The 22,512-nt window shown below is 66.3% G+C and carries 20 protein-coding genes and 1 riboswitch; of the genes, 4 read left to right on the plus strand and 16 right to left on the minus strand.

Features of this window, described 5'->3' with window-relative positions; all coding sequences use genetic code 11:
- Positions 1-18: 18 nt before the first annotated feature.
- The 8 genes from nhaA to GYH26_RS14355 form a co-directional block, all read right to left on the minus strand.
- Entirely contained in the window at positions 19-1,356 is a 1,338-nt protein-coding gene (gene nhaA / locus GYH26_RS14320) for a Na+/H+ antiporter NhaA (protein ID WP_161542226.1), read from the minus strand.
- Positions 1,357-1,390: 34 nt separating this feature from the next.
- Entirely contained in the window at positions 1,391-3,694 is a 2,304-nt protein-coding gene (locus tag GYH26_RS14325; protein WP_161542227.1) for a cation:proton antiporter, read from the minus strand.
- 264 nt (positions 3,695-3,958) lie between these two features.
- Positions 3,959-5,005 carry a sensor histidine kinase gene (locus GYH26_RS14330; protein ID WP_161542228.1) on the minus strand — a complete coding sequence of 349 codons (1,047 nt, stop codon included), beginning with the start codon at positions 5,003-5,005 and terminating at the stop codon, positions 3,959-3,961.
- Positions 5,006-5,011: 6 nt separating this feature from the next.
- Entirely contained in the window at positions 5,012-5,722 is a 711-nt protein-coding gene (locus GYH26_RS14335; protein WP_161542229.1) for a response regulator transcription factor, read from the minus strand.
- Positions 5,723-5,806: 84 nt separating this feature from the next.
- Positions 5,807-6,547, minus strand: a complete 741-nt coding sequence (locus tag GYH26_RS14340) for a PIG-L deacetylase family protein (RefSeq protein ID WP_161542230.1) — start codon at positions 6,545-6,547, stop codon at positions 5,807-5,809.
- Positions 6,548-6,606: 59 nt separating this feature from the next.
- Positions 6,607-6,816 (minus strand): (2Fe-2S)-binding protein, encoded by a 210-nt coding sequence (locus GYH26_RS14345; RefSeq protein ID WP_012845155.1) that lies wholly within the window; start codon positions 6,814-6,816, stop codon positions 6,607-6,609.
- Positions 6,816-7,934, minus strand: a complete 1,119-nt coding sequence (locus GYH26_RS14350) for a hypothetical protein (RefSeq protein ID WP_242006466.1) — start codon at positions 7,932-7,934, stop codon at positions 6,816-6,818. Before GYH26_RS14350 ends, GYH26_RS14345 begins: the two co-directional genes overlap by 1 nt.
- Before the next feature lie 31 nt (positions 7,935-7,965).
- Positions 7,966-9,867 carry a TonB-dependent receptor plug domain-containing protein gene (locus GYH26_RS14355; protein ID WP_242006468.1) on the minus strand — a complete coding sequence of 634 codons (1,902 nt, stop codon included), beginning with the start codon at positions 9,865-9,867 and terminating at the stop codon, positions 7,966-7,968.
- A gap of 129 nt (positions 9,868-9,996) precedes the next feature.
- Positions 9,997-10,249, minus strand: a riboswitch (cobalamin riboswitch).
- A gap of 159 nt (positions 10,250-10,408) precedes the next feature.
- Here GYH26_RS14355 and GYH26_RS14360 point away from each other — a divergent pair.
- Positions 10,409-10,906, plus strand: coding sequence for a MarR family winged helix-turn-helix transcriptional regulator (locus tag GYH26_RS14360; protein ID WP_161542233.1), 498 nt, complete (start codon positions 10,409-10,411; stop codon positions 10,904-10,906).
- 9 nt (positions 10,907-10,915) lie between these two features.
- On the plus strand, positions 10,916-11,689 hold the full coding sequence (locus GYH26_RS14365) for a queuosine precursor transporter (RefSeq protein ID WP_161542234.1): 774 nt from the start codon (positions 10,916-10,918) through the stop codon (positions 11,687-11,689).
- Here the strand turns inward: GYH26_RS14365 and GYH26_RS14370 are convergent.
- Positions 11,661-11,903, minus strand: coding sequence for a DUF2905 domain-containing protein (locus GYH26_RS14370; protein WP_174238091.1), 243 nt, complete (start codon positions 11,901-11,903; stop codon positions 11,661-11,663). The two genes, GYH26_RS14365 and GYH26_RS14370, sit on opposite strands and share 29 nt — an antisense overlap.
- A 3-nt stretch (positions 11,904-11,906) precedes the next feature.
- A complete protein-coding gene (locus GYH26_RS14375) occupies positions 11,907-12,845 on the minus strand; it encodes a branched-chain amino acid transaminase (protein WP_161542235.1) in 939 nt (312 codons plus the stop codon).
- 118 nt (positions 12,846-12,963) lie between these two features.
- Between GYH26_RS14375 and GYH26_RS14380 the strand changes: the two genes are divergently transcribed.
- On the plus strand, positions 12,964-13,209 hold the full coding sequence (locus GYH26_RS14380; RefSeq protein ID WP_155815951.1) for a hypothetical protein: 246 nt from the start codon (positions 12,964-12,966) through the stop codon (positions 13,207-13,209).
- A 2-nt stretch (positions 13,210-13,211) separates the two neighbouring features.
- Here GYH26_RS14380 and GYH26_RS14385 read toward each other — a convergent pair whose 3' ends face one another.
- The 4 genes from GYH26_RS14385 to GYH26_RS14400 form a co-directional block, all read right to left on the minus strand.
- On the minus strand, positions 13,212-13,733 hold the full coding sequence (locus GYH26_RS14385) for a GNAT family N-acetyltransferase (protein WP_161542236.1): 522 nt from the start codon (positions 13,731-13,733) through the stop codon (positions 13,212-13,214).
- The gene (locus tag GYH26_RS14390) at positions 13,730-15,247 is read right to left on the minus strand and encodes an AAA family ATPase (protein WP_161542237.1); all 1,518 of its coding nucleotides are present in this window, start codon (positions 15,245-15,247) and stop codon (positions 13,730-13,732) included. The genes GYH26_RS14385 and GYH26_RS14390 overlap by 4 nt, the downstream gene beginning before the upstream one ends.
- Positions 15,248-15,314: 67 nt before the next feature.
- Positions 15,315-16,331 carry a hypothetical protein gene (locus GYH26_RS14395; RefSeq protein WP_161542238.1) on the minus strand — a complete coding sequence of 339 codons (1,017 nt, stop codon included), beginning with the start codon at positions 16,329-16,331 and terminating at the stop codon, positions 15,315-15,317.
- Positions 16,328-17,503, minus strand: a complete 1,176-nt coding sequence (locus GYH26_RS14400; protein WP_161542239.1) for a S1C family serine protease — start codon at positions 17,501-17,503, stop codon at positions 16,328-16,330. The genes GYH26_RS14395 and GYH26_RS14400 overlap by 4 nt, the downstream gene beginning before the upstream one ends.
- Positions 17,504-17,630: 127 nt before the next feature.
- On the opposite strand from GYH26_RS14400, the gene GYH26_RS14405 reads away from it, so the two are divergent.
- On the plus strand, positions 17,631-18,236 hold the full coding sequence (locus tag GYH26_RS14405; protein WP_161542240.1) for a pseudouridine synthase: 606 nt from the start codon (positions 17,631-17,633) through the stop codon (positions 18,234-18,236).
- A gap of 51 nt (positions 18,237-18,287) precedes the next feature.
- On the opposite strand, the gene GYH26_RS14410 is transcribed toward GYH26_RS14405, so the two are convergent.
- Together GYH26_RS14410 and GYH26_RS14415 are read right to left on the minus strand one after the other, a co-directional pair.
- On the minus strand, positions 18,288-19,565 hold the full coding sequence (locus tag GYH26_RS14410; RefSeq protein ID WP_161542241.1) for an adenosylhomocysteinase: 1,278 nt from the start codon (positions 19,563-19,565) through the stop codon (positions 18,288-18,290).
- 82 nt (positions 19,566-19,647) lie between these two features.
- Positions 19,648-22,443 (minus strand): T9SS type A sorting domain-containing protein, encoded by a 2,796-nt coding sequence (locus tag GYH26_RS14415; protein WP_161542242.1) that lies wholly within the window; start codon positions 22,441-22,443, stop codon positions 19,648-19,650.
- Positions 22,444-22,512: the final 69 nt, after the last annotated feature.

Consider the following 22,512-nt stretch of genomic DNA (forward strand, 5'->3'; position numbering starts at 1 on the left):
CCACGCTTTCTTCATGTTTCACTCCGAAAGGGCTTCGGCCTGTTGAATTTTTCGTGCCCTTGCCAGAAACACCCAGCCGAGCAGCCCGGCCAGCAGCGAAGCGCCCAGAATGCCCAGCTTGGCCTGATCCAGCAGCAGCGGGGTAGGAAAAGCCAGCCCGGCGATGAACAGCGCCATCGTGAACCCGATGCCGCACAGACATCCCACACCCAGCAGCTGGCCCCAGGTCACGCCGGCCGGTAGTTCGGCCAGTCGCAGGCGCACCGCCAGCCAGGATGCCAGCAGCACGCCGATCGGCTTGCCAAGCAGCAGCCCCAGCACCACCCCGAGCGTGACCGGGTGCGTCAGGCTGAGCCCGCTGTCGCCCCCGAGCACCACGCCCGCATTGGCCAGCGCAAACAGCGGCATGATGCCGTAGGCGACCAGGCCATGCAGTCCGTGCTCCAGGCGCGTCAGCGGCGCCTCGACCCGCTCGCAGGCCTGCTCCAGCGAATAGACCGCGTCGCGCTGGTCCGCGCTGAGCAACCGACCCGTGCCCGGATTTTTACGGAATACGTCCAGTAGCCCCTGCACCTCGCGCAGAAACGCCGCGCCGTCGATCTCCCGGCGGGCGGGAATCGTCAGGGCCAGCAGCACGCCGGCCACCGTGGCGTGCACGCCCGACTTGAACACGGCCAGCCAGAGCAGCACCCCCAGCAGACCGTACACCCAGAGCTGGCGCACGCCCAGCAGGTTGCACGCCCAGAGCAACCCCCAGACGACGGCGGCCGCCAGCAGCGCACCTACCGACAGATCGGCCGTGTAGAACAGCGCGATCACCAGCACGGCCCCCAGATCGTCCACAATGGCCAGCGCCGCCAGGAACACGCGCAACCCCACGGGCAATCCGCGCCCCAGCAGGGCGAGCACGCCCAGCGCAAAGGCGATGTCGGTGGCCATCGGAATTCCCCATCCGCGCTCGCCCGCGCCGCCCGCATTGAGCGTCAGGTACAGCAGCGCCGGCACGATCATGCCCCCGATCGCCCCGGCTATCGCCAGTCCGGCCTTGCGCGGCGACGACAGCTCGCCCACCAGCAGCTCCCGCTTGATCTCCAGGCCCACCAGCAGGAAAAACAGCACCATCAACCCGTCGTTGATCCAGTGGAGCAGCGACTTGGAAAGCGCCGCTCCTTCGGGGCCGATGGTCCACTTCATCTCCCAGAGTGCCCGGTACGTCTCGCCCCAGGGCGAATTGGCCCAGACCAGCGCGATCACGGCACTGAGCAACAAAAGAGTGCCGCTGGCCGCCTCGGTGTGAAAGAACTCCTGAAAGGGACGAAACAGGCGATCCGTAATACGAGAACCACGCTCCTGCATATTATCCGGCATTTGTGTTCTGGAATTCAGTCGTTCACGCTTCCGGTAAGGCTTCGTCCGGCTCCGAACCGGCCGGCATAGGCAGGCGACGCCGCTCGCTTTCGAGCAGGAGCCGACGCAGCGCCTCGGCGTCGGGTGCCATCAGCCAGGCCTGCTCGAAGTCCTCACGCTGCAGAATCTGCGCGATGGCCGAAAGCGCCTGCAGGTGGAAGGTGCGTTCGTCTTCGGAGCGGGCCAGCACAAACACGGCGTAGACGCGCTCCGGTTGATCGGGAAAGCGCAGTCCTTCGCGACAGCGGGCCACCACCAGCTCAAAGCGACCGCGGCCTTCGACAATCACATGCGGAATGGCCACGCCCGGAAACACCACGGTGCTGCTGAGCGCCTCCCGCTCCAGAAAGCGCCGCTGGAGCACCTCGGCCTCCAGGCCCAGACGGGCCGCCAGCGGCTCGGCCGCCACCCGGAAGAACTCTTCCAGCGAGAGCTGGCGGCTCAGATCCAGCACCGGCGCCTGCGCCACCAGGTGATCGAACCGATCACGCGGCATCGCCGGCACGTCCATCGCCTGCAGCACGATCACCTCGTCGCCGGGCTCCAGCGTCAGCCCGCTGTGCACAGGCAGGTATCGATCGCCGCGTAGCAATGCCAGCGGCAGGGCCGGACGCGGTCCCTGCAACGCCTGGAAGAAGCGGCCGGCCGACATGGGCTGCTCGACCGGCACCTTGCTGCGCACGATGCGCTCCTGCTCGATCCGGTAGTCCCAGGCCACCAGCGAAACGGGCCCGGCAAACAGCGTCGTGGCATGCAGGTGCGCCAGCAGGCTCTGGTGCTCGGCCTCGTCGCCGCCGCTGAAGAGCACGTGAATCTCGGGCACGTAGAAGACCGTGCGGGCCAGCTGCGCGGCCAGCGCGTTCACCTCGGCGTTGGCCGTCATGGCGATGAACGTGCGCACGTGCGCGGCCTGCGCCTCGCCGAGCACCTGTTCGTCCAGCGCATCGCCGCAGATGACCTGCAGCCCGTCGCTTTCGGCCAGGGCGCAGAGCTGCGGGTTGCGGTCCACCACCCACACCGGTTGCGAGCGGGCCAGCACCCGGCCCAGAGCCCGCGCCGTCGCCCCGGCGCCGATGATCAGCACGCCGCGCCGCTCGTGGTCCGAACGCACCAGCTCATTTCGCCGCTTGAGCCAGTCCACGCCCAGCTTGAGCAGCACCGGCACGGTGGCCGTCGTGAAGATGGCCATGAAGACCAGAATGGAAAAAATCGTGGCGTCGATGATGCCCATCGACAGGCCGATCTGGGCGATGATGATCTCGACGGCGCCGCGACCGTTCATGCCCGCCCCGATGACGACCCCTTCGCGCCAGCCGTATCCGGTGGGCAGGTAGAACAGCGCGGTACCGACGATCTTGGCCACTGTGGCCGCGGCAATCACCCCGGCCAGCAGGATCGGGTGTTGCTGGAAAACGTCGAAGGTCACCTCGAAGCCGGCCGTCACGAAGAAGATCGGCGCCAGAAAGCCCAGCGACACGTCGCGCACCAGGTCCATCAGGTCTTTCGAGAGCGTACGGCCCAGCGTGCGCTCGCGCAGGAACAGCCCGGCCAGAAAGGCGCCCAGAATGCCGTGGAGCCCGGCCAGCTCGGCCCCTTCCGCAAACAGCAGCGCCAGCACGACGATCAGCAGAAAGCTGACGGTCCGCCCCGGCGCGTAGCGTTGCAGCCAGACGCCAAAACGCGGGATCAGCTTAAGCCCCACCAGCGCCGCCACCGCGAAGAAAGCCAGCGCTTTCAAGCCCACCAGCGCCAGGTCCATCACCGACACGCTTCCGAACTGGGCCACGCCGATGATCCCGGCAAAGATCAACAGCGACAGCGTATCGGCGATCAGCGCCCCGGCCATCATCACGTGCGCAATGCGCGTGTCGAGCAGTTGCAGATCGACCAGAATGCGCGACTTGGTGGCCAGCGACGTCACCCCGGCCGCCACGCCCACGAACATCGCCGCGTAGGCGCTCCCCGTCACGTAATAGATGATCAGGTAACAGGCCACAAACGGCGTGATGAACCCGCCCAGCGCCGCCAGCACGCCGCCTTTGGACGCGCGCCCCAGCTCCCGGGGATCGATCTCCATCCCGATGTAGAGCATCATGAGCAGCACGCCCAGCTCTCCCACCACGGCCAGCGCCTCGCTTCCGTGCAGGACGCCCAGCAGCGGCGGCCCCAGCAGCATGCCGGCCAGCAGCTCCCCCAGCACCGACGGATACCCCAGCCGCGTGGCCAGCAATCCCCCCAGCCAGGCGGCTACCAGCACAAGGAGCAGGTTCAGCAGCGAGAGTTCCATAGACCCGTTCGTTGGTTGGAAGACGATATTCGTGTTGCTTCAGGGGAAAGTACGGCGGGCTAAAAAGCCGACATCACCGGCCGACGTGCACACGCGACGGTCATTCTTGCGGCTTGCAGCGGCCAAGCCACCGCCGGACGAGGCATCGCCGCAGCGACAACGCCTCGCCTCGCACCGAACGATATGGAAGAAGCAGGTACTTCAACGCGAGACCGGCATTCCTTTCAGACGATACGAACCTCGCCTGGAAAAGGCAAGTCGTCTTCAGCGGGCAACCGGCAGGCGGAAGGCGAACGTGGAGCCTTTGCCCGGGGTGCTTTCGATCTCCAGACGCGTCTGATGGGCGTTCAGAATGTGCTTGACGATGGCCAGGCCGAGCCCGGTGCCGCCCTGCTCCCGCGAGCGCGAGCGGTCCACGCGGTAGAAACGCTCGGTCAGCCGGGGAATATGCTGCGGCGCAATGCCGATGCCGTTGTCCACCACGGCCACGCGCACGCTCCCGTCCTGCTCCTGCAGGCGCACCTCCACGAAGCCGCCGGAGTTGTTGTACTTGATCGCGTTGTCCACCAGGTTGATCAGCACCTGGCGCAGCCGCTCCCGGTCGCCCAGCACGCGGGGCAGGTGCTCCGGCGCGCAGCACCGCAGCGACACCTGGCGCGTGGCCGCCAGCGGCTCCATCGACTCGAGCACCTCGCGCACCAGCGCCGGGAGTTCGAACGGCACCGGCTGCAGTTGCAGTTCGCCAGTCTCCAGCCGCGAGATCTCCGTCAGATCCCGCACCAGATTGGCCAGCCGGTCGGCGTTGCGCAGGATCTTTTCCAGAAAGGCGCGGCGCGTGGCCTCGTCGCCCGGATCGGCTTCGAGCAGCGTTTCGGTGAAGCCCCGGATCGAAAAGATGGGTGTCTTCAGCTCGTGCGAGACGTTCCCGAGAAACTCACGCCGGTAGTTTTCCATGCGTTTGAGTTCCTCGATTTCCTTTTCGAGCGTGCGCCCTGTGCGATAGACCTGCCAGATGAGGCTGTTCAGCTCGTCGCCCTGCGGCACATGCGCCAGTTCCAGGTTCTCGAACGAGCGACGGCGAATCTGACGGAGCAGCTCACGGGCCAGTGCCAGCCGGGGCATGATCAGGTAGGCCGCCGCGACGAACACGCTGGCGCCGAAGATCAGCAGCAGCAGTCCCAGCCGCAGCCAGGGTTGCTCCACGCGCAACCCCACAAAGAGCGCAGGCAGCAGGGCCAGCAGTACGCTGTAGGCGGCCAGCTTCCAGGCCAGCCGCCCCGGACGAAGGCGACGGAGCTGTCGTGCGGGCATTACGCGCTACTCACGAAACTTGTAGCCCACGCCCTTGACCGTTTCAATATAGTGGCTCCCGAGCTTTTCACGGATCTTGCGGATGTGCACGTCCACGGTCCGGTCCACCACGTACACGTCCCGTCCCCACACCTCGTCGAGCAGCTCCTGCCGCGTGAAAACCTTGCCGGGATGGGCCGCCAGAAAGTAGAGCAGCTCGAATTCTTTGCGGGGCAGGCGCACCGTTTCGCGCCCTTCCGGCCCGTCGCGATAGACCAGGTAACGGTCGCGATCGATCTCCAGATCGTGGATGCGCAGCAGATCGGGCGGCGTCTCGTAGCGCCGGGCACCCCGCAACAGCGCCCGGGTCTGGCTCAGCAGCACCGGGACCGACACCGGCTTGCCCACGTACATGTCGGCGCCGATTTCCAGCCCCTGAATCTGATCTTCCTCCTCGGTCCGCGCCGTGAGCATCAGAATGGGCGTGGTACGCAGCCGGGCGTCGCGCCGAATGCGGCGGCACACCTCGATCCCGTCCATGTTCGGCATCATGATGTCCAGGATGATCACGTCCGGCTGCCACCGGGCGGCCTTCTCCAGCGCCTCGACGCCGTCACGGGCCAGTTCCACCTCGAAGCCTTCCCGTTTGAAGTTGTAGGCCAGCAGCGCCAGAATATCATCTTCGTCATCGACGATGAGCACGCGCGGCGGCCGTTCGTCAAAGGCGGAGAGCGACATGGCTCGCGTGGCCGTTTCCATCATCAACTCCGGTACGTTTACACGGTTTTTTAACGCAAACAAAATACAGGGGAAACGGCCGTTTTATGTTATCGAAGCGTTATGTGCTGGATTTTCAACGACGGGCAGGCGATCGGTCAGGTCATCCAGCGGCGGATCGAACGTTTCCTGAAACAGCTCGAAGCAGACGCCCTCGGCCACCGATTCCAGCGGCCGGTGCTTTTCGATGACGCGCCGGTAGGTCCGGTAGCAGGCCAGCGCCGCCTCGGCCCGCTCGAGATCTTCGGCGGTGAACGAAACGCAGGCGTCGATGCGCTCCCGGGGGGAAGTGTGCAGGTGGGCCGGTTTCTTTTCGAGCCCTTCGGGTAAGGTGAAAAAAGCCAGCCGCCGCGGCACACCGAGCCGCTCCCGCAGTGCACAGCCGACGCGCTTGACGACGGCGTGCGTGACCAGATGGTCCGGGTGTCCGCTGATGCCGTGCACCGGGTAGGTCACCACCACGTCAGGCCGATGGCGCTCGATGACACGGGCCACAACGTCTTCCAGCACGCGGGGGTCCAGTTCGGCCAGCTCACCGTCCGGGAAGTCCAGCACCTCCAGGCTGGACAGCCCAAGCACTTCGGCCACGCACTGCATTTCCTCGAAGCGGACCCGGCCCATTTCGGGCTTGCTGTAGCCGTGATGGTGCCGCTGGCGGGTGGCCTCTCCGCGCGTGAGCGTCAGCAGGTGCACGGCATGGCCTTCGCGTCGCTGGCGGGCGATGGCCGGCGCCGGCCCGAAGCTCTCGTCATCCGGATGGGGAAAGATGTACAGCAGCGTGGCCACCGAAGCAAACGGGTCTTCTGGCCGCCCAACGCCGTTACGCCAGAATTTGTTGCAACAGATTATGAGTCCGACGCTTCCTGAATGATTTCATGAAAGACGGTCTGGCCGGTCTGGAGCATGCGACGCACGTAGGGCAGACAGAGCCGGCAGCGGAGGCCGAAGCGCACGTGGCGCTGTAGGTCCTCGACGCTGCCGGCTCCGGTCTGCGCGGCCACGGCTTTCAGTTCCGCGAACGTCCGCTGGAAGCAGAGGCAGCGGTCGATCCGCATCAGCGCGTCTCCTGCACCAGTTCGATGTGGGACGGCGCCGGGCCGACGGTGAAGCGGCCCACCTGCCGGCCGTTGCGGTCCAGAATGACCACGGCACCGGCGGCCGTGTAGTCGGGCGCGCCGTTCGGTCCGGCGGCCAGCCGGGCCACGTAGAGGCGCCGCTGCGCCGCATCGTAGGCGACGGCCGACAGCGCGGACAGATCGGCCGCTTCGGGCACGGACAGCGTGGCCGCCAGCGCATTGGCGTCGGTGTCGATGCGGAAGACCTCATTGCTGATGCTGCTGATGACGTACAGCTCTTCGGCCGCCGGCGCATAGTAAGCCACCTGGGTGAAGTTAGCCGAGCCGAGCTGCACGTCGAACGTCAGCCGGGCCGTCACCGCCCCGGTACCCGGATTCATGAACACCACCTGGCCATTCGTCTGCTCGATGATCGCGCTGTAATCCTCGTTGTAGACCGTCTTGCCCTGGCAGACGACCACCAGCTCCTCCTCTTCGTCGATGAAAAGTGCCTTCGGGCCGTCGCAGCCGGGTTCGAGCGTACCGACCACCTGATCCGTCGCGGCGTCGATCACCGAGATCGTCCGCCCGGCCCCCAGCGAGCCGTAGTTGGCCACGTACACGCGCCCCTCATGGGCGACCACGCCCTCGGGATAGGGCCCCACCTCGATCGAATCGACCATGATGGTCAGCGCGGCCGGATCGACGGCAAACACGAGTCCGTTGCCGCCGAAGATCATGTTCGTCACGTAAGCTTTGTTGTCGGCGGCAAAGGCCAGATAGCGCGGGTTGGGCAGGCCATCGATGCGCCCGACGAGCTGTTGCGTGGCAACATCGACCACGGCGACGTGCCCGACGCTGAACGTGTTCAGCACCACATAGGCCCGTCCTTCATGCAGCGTCAGGCTCTGCACGAAGGCGTTCAGCGCCAGCGTCGCGGTCTGTCCGTTTGCCGGATTGTAGAAGGTCAGCGAGCCGTTCTGGTCGCTGAAGTTTCCGCCGTTGCCCACCAGCACGCCGGTGGTTACGAGCTGTTCTCCATCGTCTTCGCTGCCCAGCAGGTCACAGCCGCTCAGCACGAGCAGCGGCAGTGCAATCAGCAATAGCAGGCGTCGCATCATCTGTCGCTCCTTTCGTTTTGTTTGCGGTTCAGGGAAGCAGGTCTATGCGAAGCTGCACGCGCACGTGGCGCGGTGGCATCGGATAGAAGCGCACGACCTCGTAGGCCGTGTCGGTCAGGTTCTCGACGGTCAGGCCGAAGGACAGCCGGGTCCGGGCGACCGACTGCGTCAGGCGCAGATGGGCGTCGAGCACGGTGAAGGGCGCCAGCGCCTGGGTTTCGTCGGTGGTGAGATAGCGGCGGCCGGTGTGGCGGGCGTCGAGTCCCAGCGTGAGCGGGCCGGCCAGCACATCCAGAAAAGCCTTGAGCTGGTGCGGCGGTACGTAGCGAAGCTGGTGGCCGTAGGCCCGCGTGGCCGGATTCGAGCGGTCTTCGGCACGGGTGAACGTGTAGAAAAGGCCACTTTGCAGCCGAAGCGACGCGGCCAGCGGCACATCGGCCCGAAGCGAGGCTTCCAGGCCGCGCGTGCGCACGCGCCCGACGTTGATGGGCCGCCAGAGCTGCAGGCCCGGCGCCACGAAGCCCGGATACCAGACGATCTGATCCGTCAGCGTGGTCTGAAAGGCCGTCAGTTCCAGCACGAAAGGCCGAAGACGTGCGTACAGACCAGCTTCGACGGTCCAGCCGCGCTCGGGCTTCAGATCGGGGTTGCCGCCGGGCCGGAAGAAGCGCTCGCCCAGCGTGGGCGCCCGAAAGGCACGCCCCACCAGCCCTTTCAGGTGCAGCATCCCTTCCTTCAGGGCCAGGTTCAGGCCAAGCCGGGGGCTGAGTGCGTGGAAGGTGCGGCCGGCCGTCGCGTACAGATCCAGCCGCAGCGCCGGGTAGAGGCGTAGCCGTCCCCGGCGCCCGGACAGGTGGAGCGCCAGCGCGACCGCGCGTTGATCGACGCCACCGCGCAGCGCCGCCCGCTCCCACCGGGTTTCGGCCCGGGCGGTCAGGGCCCAGCGCGGGTGCAGCGCCCGGTCGAGCGTCGCTTCCAGCGCCAGCCCGCGCGTGCGCGTGGTGTCGGCCTCGCCGGCGAACCGGTTGACGTAGGCCAGCAGCGTGTGCTGGTAGCTACCGCGCAGCGTGAGCCGTCCGGCCGGCAACGGCCGCTCGGCCAGCAGCAGCAGGCGGCGCTGGCGGTCGGTCTGGTGCGCATCGACAGGTGGCGCGTTGCCCGGACCGGGCAGGCTCCGGCGCGCCTCGGTCAGCCACAGCGTCCCCTCGAACCGCCAGGTGCCCTCGTAGCGCACCTTGCCGAACGCCGAGGTCATCGCCCGGTCGGCCCCTTCGCGGCGACGCACCGCCGGCGGCGGGAGCGGATTGGGATACGGATAGTCGCCGATGGTGCGGCTGTGCTCGACGGCCCCCAGCACGGCCACGCGTCCTGCCCCGGCATGCGCGACCACGCCCAGGCTTCGTTCACCGTAGGCGCCCAGCCGCAACGCCACCCGGCCGCCCGGGCGCACTGCCGGCTGCAGCGTGTAGAGCCGCACCACGCCGCCGATGGCGCCCGATCCGTAGGTGGCAGCGGCCGGTCCGTGCACCACCTCGACGGACGAGAGCAGGACGGTGGGCAGCAGCGTCAGGTCGATCAGGCCCGATTGCGGATCGGCCACACGGTGCCCGTCGATGAGCAGAAGTGTCTGCGTGGCGCTGCTTCCGCGCAGCGAGAGCGTGGCCAGTCCGCCGCTCCCGTAGCGTTTGACGAAGAGCCCGGTCCGCGCTTCCAGCAGCTCGGCCGCCGTGGTCGCGTCGGTGCGTTCCAGCTCGGCCGCTTCCAGACGCCACAGCCGCCTTCCGGCTTCCCGCGTCTGCTCGAGGCGCTCCCCTTCGACGACGACCGGCGGCAGCGCCAGCGTGGTATCGGCCCGTTCCTGGGCCCGGGCGCCCAGCACGCACCCGAGTCCCAGCAACACCAGTCCGCAGCGAACAACAGAAAAGCTCATAAAAAAGCCCGTTACCTCAATGCGAGGTCCGGGCCAGCGCAGCCATGCCAGAACGACAGAACGGCCGGCCTCAAGGCCGGTGCGGTCGAACAGCCGGTGCATCAGGCGCGGACCTCAGTTCCCGGAGGCTTCGGCCTGACGCCGCTGGCAGGTCTCCTGGCTCGCCGTGGGTTCCGTCGGATGACGGAACGGGCCCGACACAGGCTCCACCGCCGGCCTTCCCATCTGCCCGGAGCAGACAGTGACCGTCGGCTTCTTCGCCCGCCGGCCGCAGCCACGACTCACAGTTGCGGGTACAGCTCCAGATTCCCCGGCCCGGTGGGCCAGGCCACTGGATTCCCTTTTCATCCGCCGAAGCGGAACCAGCGGCGCATGTCGAAGAACACAGAGCGAATTTAGCAACATGCAGGCCGCCCCGCAAACCTTTTGACACCCCCTCCTGTTGAAACTTTCTGGAACGCTTCGGGGACTTGCCCGTTGGCGCCGAACTTTGTAGGTTTAGCGCCATCGTGATAATTACGATAAACTACGTATCTCTCCGATGAAACTCTCGGAGCGCATCAAGCAGACCCGTTTCGCCTCGCCCGCTCAGGAAGCGCTGCTCAACATTCTGGTGACCAGTTCGTGGCTGCTGAACGAACTGTCAGCGCTCATGGCGCCCTTTGGCGTTACGCCCACGCAGTACAACGTGCTGCGCATTCTCCGGGGAAGCCACCCCGGCAAGCTCACCTGCACGGAAATCGGTCGCCGGATGCTCGACCGCACGCCGGACGTCAACCGGCTGCTCAACCGTCTGGAACGGGCCGGTCTCGTCACACGCAGTCGGGCCAGTCATGACAAGCGCGTGGTCGAGGTGGGCATTACGGAAAAGGGGCTGGAGCTACTGGCCCGAATGCAGCCAGTGGTGGACGCAGCCCAGGAGCGCCTGATGAGCCGCCTCTCACCCGAAGAATTGCGCCTGCTCAGCGAGCTGCTGGACCGCCTGCGGATTGACGAGGACGAATCGGAAGAAGCAGCGGAAAGTGCGACCGGCTCCTGAGCACGCCGTATGCTCCGCGAGGCTTACGTCCTGAGCCGCCCGCAGAAGGTCTTCGTCGTCTGCACGGCGATCTTCATCACGGCGCTGGTGCTGGCCGAAGCCACCGCTTCCAAGTTTTTCACCGCCTTTCGGTTGCCCTTCACGCTGCACCTGCTGGGCATGACCTTCGGCGAGGTGGTGATGACGGCCGGCGTGCTGGCCTTCCCCATCACGTTCATCGTCACGGACATCATGAACGAATACTTCGGCAAGAAGGGCATCCGGTTCGTGACGATGGTCGGGATGGGGATGGTTGTGTTCGAGTTTGCCCTGCTCCGACTGGCCATAGCCGTACCGGCGGCCGACATCTCTCCTGTTCCGCAGGAGGCTTTCGAGACGGTCTTCGGAGCAACCGGACGGGTCATCCTGGGCAGCCTGACGGCCTACCTGCTGGGCCAGCTCGCCGACATCACGCTGTTCCACTGGCTCCGACGCCTGACGCGCGGCCGCTGGCTCTGGCTACGGGCGACGGGCTCGACGTTCGGCTCCCAGTTCATCGACACGCTGGTGGTGCTGACGGTCGCCTTTGCCGGCCAGCTTGCCTTTCCGCAGATTCTGGCCATCACGCTGTTCAACTACGGCTACAAGTTCGCCATCGCCGTAGCCATCACACCGCTCATCTACCTGGCCCACTGGCTCATCGACGCCTACCTGGGCCGGGAACTGGCCCACGCACTCATCGAACGGGCGGCGGCCGGTGCCGAAGCCCTGCCCTTCAGCGAAAGATCCGAAGCAGCAGATTGAGCAGGATTGTCAGCACCAGGCTGACCAGCAGCATCGTGCCCAGCGGGAAGTAGATGCGGAAGTTGCCCTTCTCCCAGCTGAAGTCGCCGGGCAGACGGCCGAAGGGCAACTGAGGCAGTCGCCCCAGCAGGAGCAGCAATCCGCCCAGCACCACCAGCACGACGCCCATCAGCAGCAGCCAGCGTCCCAGTTCGGTCAGCGGACTCTGGGCCATGGCTCAGGAGGAAACGCTTGCCTCGCGGGGGACCTCGACGAACGTCAGCCAGCCGTAGGGATCTTTGCCCTCACGGACGATCTCGAAGAACGCCCGCTGCAGGGCCTCGGTCACCGGGCCACGCCGCCCCTGGCCGATCGTGTAGCGATCGACCGAACGGATCGGCGTGATCTCGGCGGCCGTGCCCGTGAAGAACAGCTCGTCGGCAATGTAGAGCGCCTCGCGCGGGATGGGCTGCTCGATCACCGTATAGCCCAGATCGCGCGCCAGCGTGATGACCGCATCGCGCGTGATGCCCGGCAGGATCGACAGCGTCAGCGGTGCCGTGTAGATGATGCCGTCCCGCACCAGGAACAGATTTTCGCCACTACCTTCGGCCACGTAGCCGTCCACCGACAGCATGATGCCCTCGGAGTAGCCGTTGAGCACGGCCTCCATTTTGACCAGCGCCGCGTTCGCGTAGTTGGCGCCGGCCTTGGCCATGGCGGGCAGTGTGTTGGGCGCCATCCGGTTCCAGGTGCTCACCTGCACATCCACGCCCTGCTCCAGCGCTTCATCGCCCAGATAGGCGCCCCAGTCCCAGACCGCAATGAAGACTTCAACCGGGCTGTTCAACGGGTTAACGCCCAGACTGCCCATCCCTCGGAAGACCACCGGCCGGATGTAGCAGGCCTTCAGGCCGCTGGCGCGGATGGTTTCGAGCGCAGCCGTTTCCAGTTCTTCCAGCGTGTAGGGCACCTCCATGCGATAGATCCGGGCCGAGTCGAGCAGCCGCCGCATGTGCTCTCGCAACCGGAAGACGGCCGGCCCCCGCGCCGTGTTGTAGCAGCGGATCCCCTCGAACACCGACGAACCGTAGTGCACCACGTGCGAGAGCACGTGGATCTTCGCCTCTTCGAACGGCACCAGCTTGCCGTTAAACCAGATCGGATGTCTGTCCATGGTCGTTTATTTTCGTTGGGTTCGTGTCAGAAACTACGGAAATCCCTTTCGCCCTCGAAACCTGCTCGTCCGCTTGACCATTAGCAGAGCAGGTTTTCACCCGCACATGCAGGCGTCTATGCGCTGGGGTCGCTGGATTCTCGGGCTGGTTATCCTGTTGTTCGTGCTGCTGGCCGTGGCCGACGCACTCGATCTGTTCAGCCGGCGCCCTTACTACGAGGTCCCGCACGGCAACCATACGCACTACGTGCCGCGCGACCGGGACCCCGACGTACCGATCGAGCGCTTTCCCACGCGTCCGCCGGAGCGGTGCGAGCGCATCGCGCCCGACGGTCGGCTGGTGCCCATCGAAGGTTGCCAGTAGCCTCACGCGTCCGTTCCGCTTCGTCCCAGCTGCTCCAGCGCCTCGCCGCTCAGCCGCATCGTGATCCATTCCCGCATCGGGCGCGCGCCCAGCTTCCGGTAAAAGCGGAGCGCCGGCTCGTTCCAGTCGAGCACCTGCCACTCCAGCCGCTTCGCGCCACGCGCGACGGCAATTTCGGCCACGCGCTTCAGCAACGCAAATCCGATTCCGCGACCCCGGTAGGCCGGACGTACGTAAATATCTTCCAGATGAATGCCCCAGCGGGTCAGAAAGGTTGAATAGTTCGCAAAGAAAAGGGCAAAGCCCAGCGCCTCGCCCGTCGCCGGGTCTTCGGCCACCAGCGCTTCACAGCGGGGCGAAGCGTCCGGGTGCAGGTGCGCCCGAAGCGCCTCGGGATCGGGCCGGGCTTCGTGGCGCAATTTTTCGTAGTCGGCCAGTTCCAGAATCAGGGCGACGAGCGTTTCGGCGTCGTCCGGCGTCGCCTCGCGAATGTGGAACGTAAGCTCTGTCGCAGGGGCTTTCATCGGTAGCGGCGGAAGAATTCGTCGTCTTCGTCCTCTTCGTCGTCGTCCCGGCCCAGCGACGAGAGCATCGAGCCCATGATGTCGCTGTAGCGGGTCTCCTGGTCGAGCAGATCCTTGCCGAGCAGCGAGTGCTGGTGGAGCGCCTCCAGCACGAACTCCATCATCGAAGCCGTCTCAGCCGGGGTGGCCGGATGCGTGTAGCGCTGCACGAGCGCGCAGAGTCCCTCCACGGCATCCAGCCGGCGGGCGTACTCGTCGAAAGGAAGTTCGGGCGTCAGCTCCACCTGCCCGCCCTTCGCGAACCAGTCCAGAATGGGCTGGTAGACGGCCCGCCCCTCCTTGCGGTTGGCCGGATCCGGGAAGTAGCGCGGGAAGATGGCCTTGACGGCACGCCCGACGAGCATCCGCGCCACGTTCTGCACGCCCTCCTGCTCGCCTTCGTACACCAGCTCGATCTTGCCGGTGATGGCCGGCTCCACAAAGAGCAGGTCGCTGATCCGCACGGTGGTTTCCGCTTCGCCGTTCAGCAGGGCCCGGCGTTCGGCCGCCGAGATCAGGCATTCGAGCGCCGCCCGCGTCATGCGCACCGACACGCCGGACTTCTGATCCACGTACTCGCTCTGGCGCGCCTCGAAGGCGATCTGCTCGATGATCTCCCGGAAGAAGTAGGGCACGTGCACGCGCACCTGGCCGTCGCGCTCCTGCCAGGCTTCCTGTTGCGTGATGGCAATGCCGATCTCGATCGTTTTCGGATAGTGCGTGATGATCTGGCTGTCGATGCGGTCCTTCAGCGGCGTGATGATGTTGCCGCGGTTCGTGTAATCCTCCGGGTTGGCCGTGAAAACGAGCAGGATGTCGAGCGGAAAGCGAATGTTGAAGCCGCGAATCTGAATGTCCTGCTCCTCCAGGATGTTGAGCAGGCCCACCTGAATGCGCGGCTGCAGGTCGGGTAGCTCGTTGATGGCGAAGATGCCCCGGTTCGTGCGGGGAATCAGGCCGAAGTGGATGACCTCTTCGTCGGCGTAGGTCAGCCGTTGGTTGGCCGCCTTGATGGGGTCGATGTCGCCGATCAGGTCGGCGATGGTCGTGTCGGGAGTGGCGAGCTTTTCGGCATAGCGCCGGCTTCGATGGAGCCATTCGATGGGCGTGTCGTCGCCCATGTCGGCCACCATCTCGCGACCGTACTTGGAGATCGGGGCGAACGGATTGTCGTTGACCTCGCTGCCCTTGATGATCGGGATGTATTCGTCAAGCAGTTCGGGAAGCATCCGGATGATGCGCGTTTTGGCCTGGCCGCGCAGCCCGAGCAGGATCATGTCGTGCCGCCCCAGAATGGCGTTCTGGATCTGGGGAATGACGGTCCGTTCGTAGCCGATGATTCCGGGAAAGATCTCCTCGCCGCGCCGCAGTTTGGCGATCAGGTTCTTGCGCAGCTCGTCCTTGACCGACAGCGGCCGATAGCCTGCCTCCTTCAGGTCCCCCAGCGTCTTCAGTTCGGTCAGCACCTGTCCCATGGCTCCCGGTGATCGATTAAAGCATGCAGCAGGTTAGGTAGCACGGTCACGTTGCGGCACTGTTCCCCTACCGTTCCCAGCGATAGGCCACGATCCGGGGATCCGGATCGTTCAGCACCACCACCAGCAGGCACGAAGCGTCCCGGCACTGCACGGCCAGATCGTGCGGGTAAAACCGGCGATTCAGGCGCTGCTCCGGAGGAATCAGCCGGTGACGCAGCCGGCCGTCGCGCAGGCCGTACACGTCGATCTGCACCCAGCCGGGTCGCAGGTTGAGCACAAAGAGCAGCGAATCGACGGGCACGGCCGACGACGTGAGCAGCGGCGCTTCGTGCACCTCCCCTACGAGAAAGGCGCGGCTTCGGGCCAGCATGGGCGAATCGAAGCCCACCAGCGCCAGCGTGTCGAGCCGACCGTCGGGCCACCAGCGGTCGATTACGGGCCGGAAGCCGGCTAGGCTCAGCAGCGTGTCGCCCCGGGGACGCACAAACCCGGCGTAGCGCCAGTAGGGTTCGGGGAGCTTTTGCCGACGCACGACGTGCCCCTGCCGGTCGAGCTGCACCAGCAGCCCGCCCTGTCCTTCGCGGACGGCCTTGACGAAGTAGCCGTCCGGCGTGGCCGCCGCATAGAGCAGCGCCCGGTCGGGCAGCTCGGCCGGTAGCGCCAACCGCTGCACCACACGGCGTCGGGCGATCAGCACAAGCTCCCGGGCCTCGGGCGCCAGCACCACCAGCGTATCGCTCCGGAAGCCGGCCAGGTACGGATAGCGCACCCCGGCCGGCCGCAGCGTGTCGCGCAACGCGCCGGTCGTGTCGAGCACGGCCAGAAAATGCCGCTCGGCGTCGCTGACGTAGAGCAGGCCGTCGGGGCCAAGCTGCACGGTGCGGGGGCGCTTGAGCGGCAGCGTCTCGGAGGCCGAGACCATCCACAGCGGCCGCAGCGTGTCGAAGGGGACGGTGGCCGCCACCCGGCGCGAGAGCGAATCGGACGGGAGCAGCGCCGTGGGTTCTTCACGGCGGCACGACGACGGAAAGCACCCCGCCAACAGCAACGCCAGCCCCAGCAGCAGCGTCGTGTACTTCATCGCCGCGACGACTCCTGGCGTCCGATGCGCATTTCCAGCGTCAGGCGCTTTCCTTCGCGCAGCACCTCCACCTGCACGCGGTCGCCGGGCCGGAAGTCGAACAGCCGGGCCCGCAGGTCGTCGCTGTTGGCGACGGGCGTGCCGCCGAACGATCTGATCACATCGTAGGGCCGCAGACCGGCTTCGTCGGCAGGCGAGCCGGGATCGACGTCGGTCACAAACACGCCGCGCGTATCGGGCGCGCCCAGCGCCTGGGCAATCCGCGGCGTCAGATCCCGCACGTACAGGCCCGTGTAGTAGGAGCGGTCCACGTAGCCCTTCTCCTTCAACTCGGCCACGATGCGCTGGATTTTGTCGGCCGGAATGGCGAAGCCGATGCCCACCGAGCCGCCCGTTTCCGTGTAGATGGCCGCGTTCATGCCGATCACCTCGCCGAGCGCGTTCACCAGCGGTCCGCCCGAGTTGCCCTGGTTGATGGCCGCGTCGGTCTGGATCATGTCGCGGTAGAGCCGGCCATCTTGGGCGGGCAGGTTGCGTCCCACCGCACTGACCACGCCCACCGTCACCGTCGGCGGGGCCGCCTCGAACAGCCCGTACGGATTACCCAGCGCGATCACCCATTCGCCCACGATCGGCTCGCTCTTGCTGAAGCGCAGGTAGGGCAGCGGCCGATCCGGATTCACCTTCAGCAGCGCGATGTCCGTGACCGGATCGGTGCCCACCAGCTCGGCATCCATGGCCCGACCGTCGGGAAACGAGACGGTGATCTTCGTGGCGTTCCCCACCACGTGGTCGTTCGTGACGATGTACCCGTCCGGCGAGATGATAAAGCCCGAGCCGATCGCGTGAATCTGGCGTTCGATGATGCGCGAGCGCGGCCCTCCGAAGAAGAACTCCCAGATCGGGTCGTTGAAAAAGTCGGCAAACGGATCGCGATACAGCACACGCTGCACTTCCAGCACGTTGATGCTGACCACGGCCGGCGAGACCTCGCGCACGGCCCGCGTGATGGCCGTCTCCCGCGAGCGGTAAAGCTGGGTCTGCACATCCACGGTATCGGCCACCACCTGAGGCGCGGCCGGCTCCGGCTTTTCGGAATGGGCATTCTGTGAACACCCGACTTCGATCAACGGCAGCAGCAGCAATCCCAGCAGTGGAAGGGCGCGTCGCATGGCAAACGGTCGGCTGAATTCGAAAGGATGCAGAGCCAGGCGGCTGATACGAACCAGCCCGTGCCGGGTTCAACCGATGAACGCGCCGGCCGTTTAAGGTGCGGATAAAAAATGGCGAAGCGGGTTCATGCGCAAACCGGTCCGACACATTCTGTTCTGGAAGCCCTACGGCGTCCTGAGCCAGTTCACCGATCGGGAAGGACGCCCGACGCTCAAGGATTACATTGACGTGCCAGACGTCTATCCGGTCGGGCGACTGGACATGGACAGCGAAGGGCTGTTGCTGCTCACCAACGACGGGTTGCTCAAGTACCGGCTGTTACACCCGCGGTACGGGCACTGGCGCACCTACTGGGCGCAGGTCGAACGCATTCCCGACGACGAGGCGCTCCGGCGTCTGGCCGAGGGCGTGGTGATCGCAGGCGGCTACCGGACGCGCCCGGCCCGCGTGCGCCGCATCGAGCCGCCGGAGCTGCCGCCACGCCCCATGCCCATTCGCTACCGCAAGACGGTGCCCACCTGCTGGCTGGAGATCTCCATTCGGGAAGGCAAAAACCGACAGGTGCGCCGCATGACGGCCGCCGTGGGGCACCCGACGCTCCGCCTGGTCCGCGTGGCCATCGGCCCACTGCGCCTCGACGGTCTGGAACCCGGCCGGTGGCGTCCGCTCACACCCGACGAAGAAACCGCCCTCTATCGCCTCTGTCGCCTGAAACCTCCTGTTGGCCGATAAAAAAGGGCCATCCATCGGGATGGCCCTGAAAAGGTTCGTAGCTGGTCGGCCTCAGGTGCCGGCCGTGTAGTCGGTGGCGTAGGCCCGCTGCTCGTCGGTGAGCGTGTCGATCCGGATGCCCATCGTTTCCAGCTTGATGCGGGCGATCTCCTGGTCCAGCTCTTCGGGCAGATCGATCACCTGCGGCGGCAGCTTTTCGCCCGCCTTGTGCTTCTCGACGAGCATCAGGTGCGCCATGAACTGGTTGGCGAAGCTCATGTCCATGACCTCGGACGGATGCCCCTCGGCCGCGGCCAGGTTGACCAGACGGCCGTCGGCCAGCACGTAGATGCGGCGGCCGTTTTCGAGCAGGTACTCCTTGTTGTTGGGCCGCACTTCACGCACGCGCACGGCCAGCTCGGCCAGTTCCTTCAGGTTCAGTTCCACGTCGTAGTGGCCCGTGTTGCACACGATGGCCCCGTCCTTCATTTTCCGGAAGTGGCGGCCGCGGATCACGTCCTTCATGCCGGTGGCCGTCACGAAGATGTCGCCGATCTCGGCGGCCTCGTCCATGGGCATCACGCGGAAGCCGTCGAGCACGGCCTTCAGGGCCGCCGTGGGCTTCACTTCGGTGACAATGACGTTGGCGCCCATGCCACGCGCCCGCATAGCCACGCCCCGGCCGCAATGGCCGTAGCCGGCCACCACGAAGTTTTTGCCGGCCAGCAGCACGCTCGTCGCCCGCAGAATGCCGTCGATCGTGGACTGGCCCGTGCCGTAGACGTTGTCGAAGTCCCACTTCGTCTCGGCGTCGTTGACGGCAAAGACCGGGTAGAGCAGCTTGCCATCGGCGGCCATGGCGCGCAGCCGCTTGACACCGGTGGTCGTCTCCTCCGAGCCGCCGATGATGTGCTGCGCCAGGTCCGGGCGCTTGTGATGGACGGTGAAAATCAGGTCGGCGCCGTCGTCGAGCGTCAGGTGCGGGGGCTTGTCCAGCGTGCGCTCGATGCTCCAGTAGAATTCTTCGACGGTCTGGCCGTGCCAGGCGTAGATCTCGACACCGGCCACGGCCAGCGCAGCGGCGATGTCGTCCTGCGTCGAAAGCGGGTTGCAGCCGCTCCAGGCCACCTCGGCACCGCAGGCTTTGAACGTCTCGATCAGCACGGCCGTCTCCTTGGTCACGTGCAGACAGCCGGCGATTTTGTAGCCTTTGAACGGCTGCGTCTTGCTGTAACGCTCGCGCAGGTGCATGAGCACGGGCATACGGCTTTCGGCCCACTCGATCCGCTTCCGGCCCGCTTCGGCCAGGCTCAGATCCCGCACCTTGTAGGCTCCTTCCTTGTAGTCCATCGTCCCGAATGCTTTGAGTGAATTCGTTTTCGGCCAGCCTCTTACGCCTCAGCCGCGGCTTCGGTCGCAATTTGTCCGAACTTCACGGTCGTTCCGGAAGAAACAGAACGGAGCGCGTCTGAACCCGCCCGTCCGCCTCCAGCCGGATCAGGTACATGCCAGCGGCCAGTCCTTCCGGACGGAACATGGCCACGTGGCTGCCTGCCGACAGCGTGGCATCCACGAGCCGGGCCACCTCGCGTCCCAGCAGGTCATAGACGACCAGCCGCACATGCCGGACGGCGTCCAGCGTGAAGGGAATCGAAGCCTGCCGGCGGAACGGATTCGGGAAAGGCGCCAGCAGTTGCGTCGCGTGGCGCGTGCGCAGCGCGGGATCGCGCGTGGCCTGCTCCAGCTCCAGTTTTTCGATCGTCCAGAAGGCACTTGGATCGGCCGCCGTGCAGCCAAAGGTAAACCGCAGCCACTGCTGGCTACCCGCCGCCTCCGAGAGATCGAACGTGTGCTGCATGCCCTCGGGCGGACTCGCCGCGCCAAAGGGACGCTTCGGGGTGCCGCCGCTTTCAGGCAACAGCACTTCCCAGGTGCGGCCGCCGTCGGCCGAACTTTCCAGATAGCCCTCGCAAGTCATTCCGAAATTGAACCGATGCGTCAGGTGCAGCCGCAGTCGATCGGCATTGGTGGCCAGCGACACGGGCAACAGCACCAGCGTCGTGTAGCCTTCCAATCGCCCATCCACGGTCCAGGCGGCGCCTCCCTGTCGCCAACCGGAGCCGGCCCGTGCCACCTGCAGCACGTCGGCCGTCGCCACACGCCCCACGTCCACCTCGTAGGTCTGCACCGGGGCCTGAAGCGGCTGGCGGAGTACCCAGCCGCCGGCCGTCTCGGCCTCCAGGTAGTACCGGAACCGCCCCGGCACGCCGTCCCAGGGAATTTGTCCCTCGAAGAGCGTGTCGTTGACAGGTTGAAACAGGGCCGTCGGGACGAATTGCCCGGCCTGCTCGTAGAAGGCCTGCACGCGCACCACCGAGTCGCCCCGGGCGACGGCCACCACCTGCAGCATTAGATGGTCGGTCTCAATGCGCACATCCTGGTTCGGATCGTGGCGCACCACCAGCCGAATGGCGTCCGGATCGACCAGCCCGCGGGCGCCCAGCCGGTCGATCAGCACGGCCAGGTGCGCCCCGTCGTAATAGTCCATGTCGGCCTGCAGGAGCGCCTGCGCCGCATCCCGGAACGTGGCCGGCGGACTCAGATACAGCGCGGCGGCCATCGCCAGCCGGTCGGTGACGGCCTTTCCGAGCACGTTCTGAATCTCCATGAGCACGGTCGTCCAGAGCAGCCCGTCTTCGTAGATGTTGCAGGACTGGCGGGGCGTGTCCTCCCGATCGCAGTTCGTGTCTTCCGGGTAGCGCCCGGTGAAGGCGATGTGCCGTCCTTCCCAGATCGTCCCGTCGCCGCTGTCCCAGCGAAAGACGAAGTCCCAGTCCGTGCGGCGCACCAGACCGGCTTCGACCAATCCGCGCACATAGGAGGCCGCCCAGTAGTCGGCCCACCCTTCGTGGAGCGCGCGCCCTTCGTTGTCGCCGAGTAAACCCGGCGCTGCGTCCTCCAGCAGCGCGTGCATGTACTCGTGCCAGATCACCGTGGCGTCCTCGGCATCGTCCACGCCACCATCGCCGAAAACGATCGCGTTCTGCGAGGGATAGAATTGCGAGTTGTCCTGCTGGCCGAAGCCGTGCGGGTTCACCCGGATCGGCGTGGCCAGCACCGCCGTGCCCAGATCGAGCTGCTGCACATAGCGCTGGCTGCGGTCGATTTGGTAGTAGGCCATGACGGCCTCGAAGTGGTCGTCAGCGCGGGTATACCGGAAGGCATCGGGCGTAGCCTCGGCCGGTGGGTCGTAGGGCGTGTCGGCAATGCCCGGAATGTCGCCGGTGATGCGCACGTAAGGACCCTCGAGCCGGTAGAGGCCATCCCCGCCCTGCGTGATGTCGGGAAGCGTGACGACCAGCCGCTCGGCGTTCAGCTCGGGCGTGTCGGCGTCGTCGTTGTCGGCGTAGGCGCCGCCGTAGGGGACGCCTGCCGTCGCCAGCGGATCGGGATCGAACACCATCCCCTCACCCGCGACCAGTCCCACCGGCAACGGTGCGGTAGGCGTCCACGCTGCCGTCGCCTTTGCCCGGGTCGCCTTCGCAGGCCGCTCCTGGACGGCCTGACTTCGCACGTGCAGCAACTCGCCGCTGCGGGCATCGACCAGCACGGCCCACTCGTCGGGCCGATCCTGCGGCCAGAGCACGAAGTGCCAGGCCAGGCGTGGCGGCTCCGCGGGCCATACGACCAGCTCCGGCGTGGTCGTCGGTGCCTCGGGCTGCGCCAGGCGGCGCCGCGCTTCGTTCAGCGCCGCGGTTGCCGAAAGCCGTGGCGTCGGATCAAAACGGGCGGCGTAGGCCTCCAGCCGGGGGTCGTAGCCGCTGAGCACCAGCGTAGGCCGGCCCTGGCGGTTCAGGTTGACCTGCACGTAGCGCCCGTAGACGGGAAGGCCGGCCAGCGTCTGGCGGAAGCGTACGTGCATGGCGTAGGGCGTGGTGCGCACGCGGTCCACGGCCAGCGTGCGGTCGGGCTGCCGCCAGCCGAAACGCACCGCCTCCATGCGGAGATAGGCGCGGGCGGTGGCATCTGCGCTTCCCTGCCAGGCCACCGGGGTGCGCACGCGGTAGCGCGCCTGCCAGCGTCCCGTAGTCGGATCGATGCGTCCTTCGGGAGTCGCCTTCGTGGCCGGAGCCTGCAACACCTCGCGCCGGGGTTGCGCCTGCAATCCGGAGACGCCCGCCTCCACCAGCAACGCGATCAGTACAATCGCCCGGAACCGGCCGTTCATCGAAAAGCCCGTGCACTTCGGTTCAGGCAAAAGGTAACAAAAAAAGGGCCGCCTCGCAGCGGCCCCTCG

The organism is Rhodothermus marinus (assembly GCF_009936275.1).
Taxonomy (GTDB): Bacteria; Bacteroidota; Rhodothermia; order Rhodothermales; family Rhodothermaceae; genus Rhodothermus; species Rhodothermus marinus_A.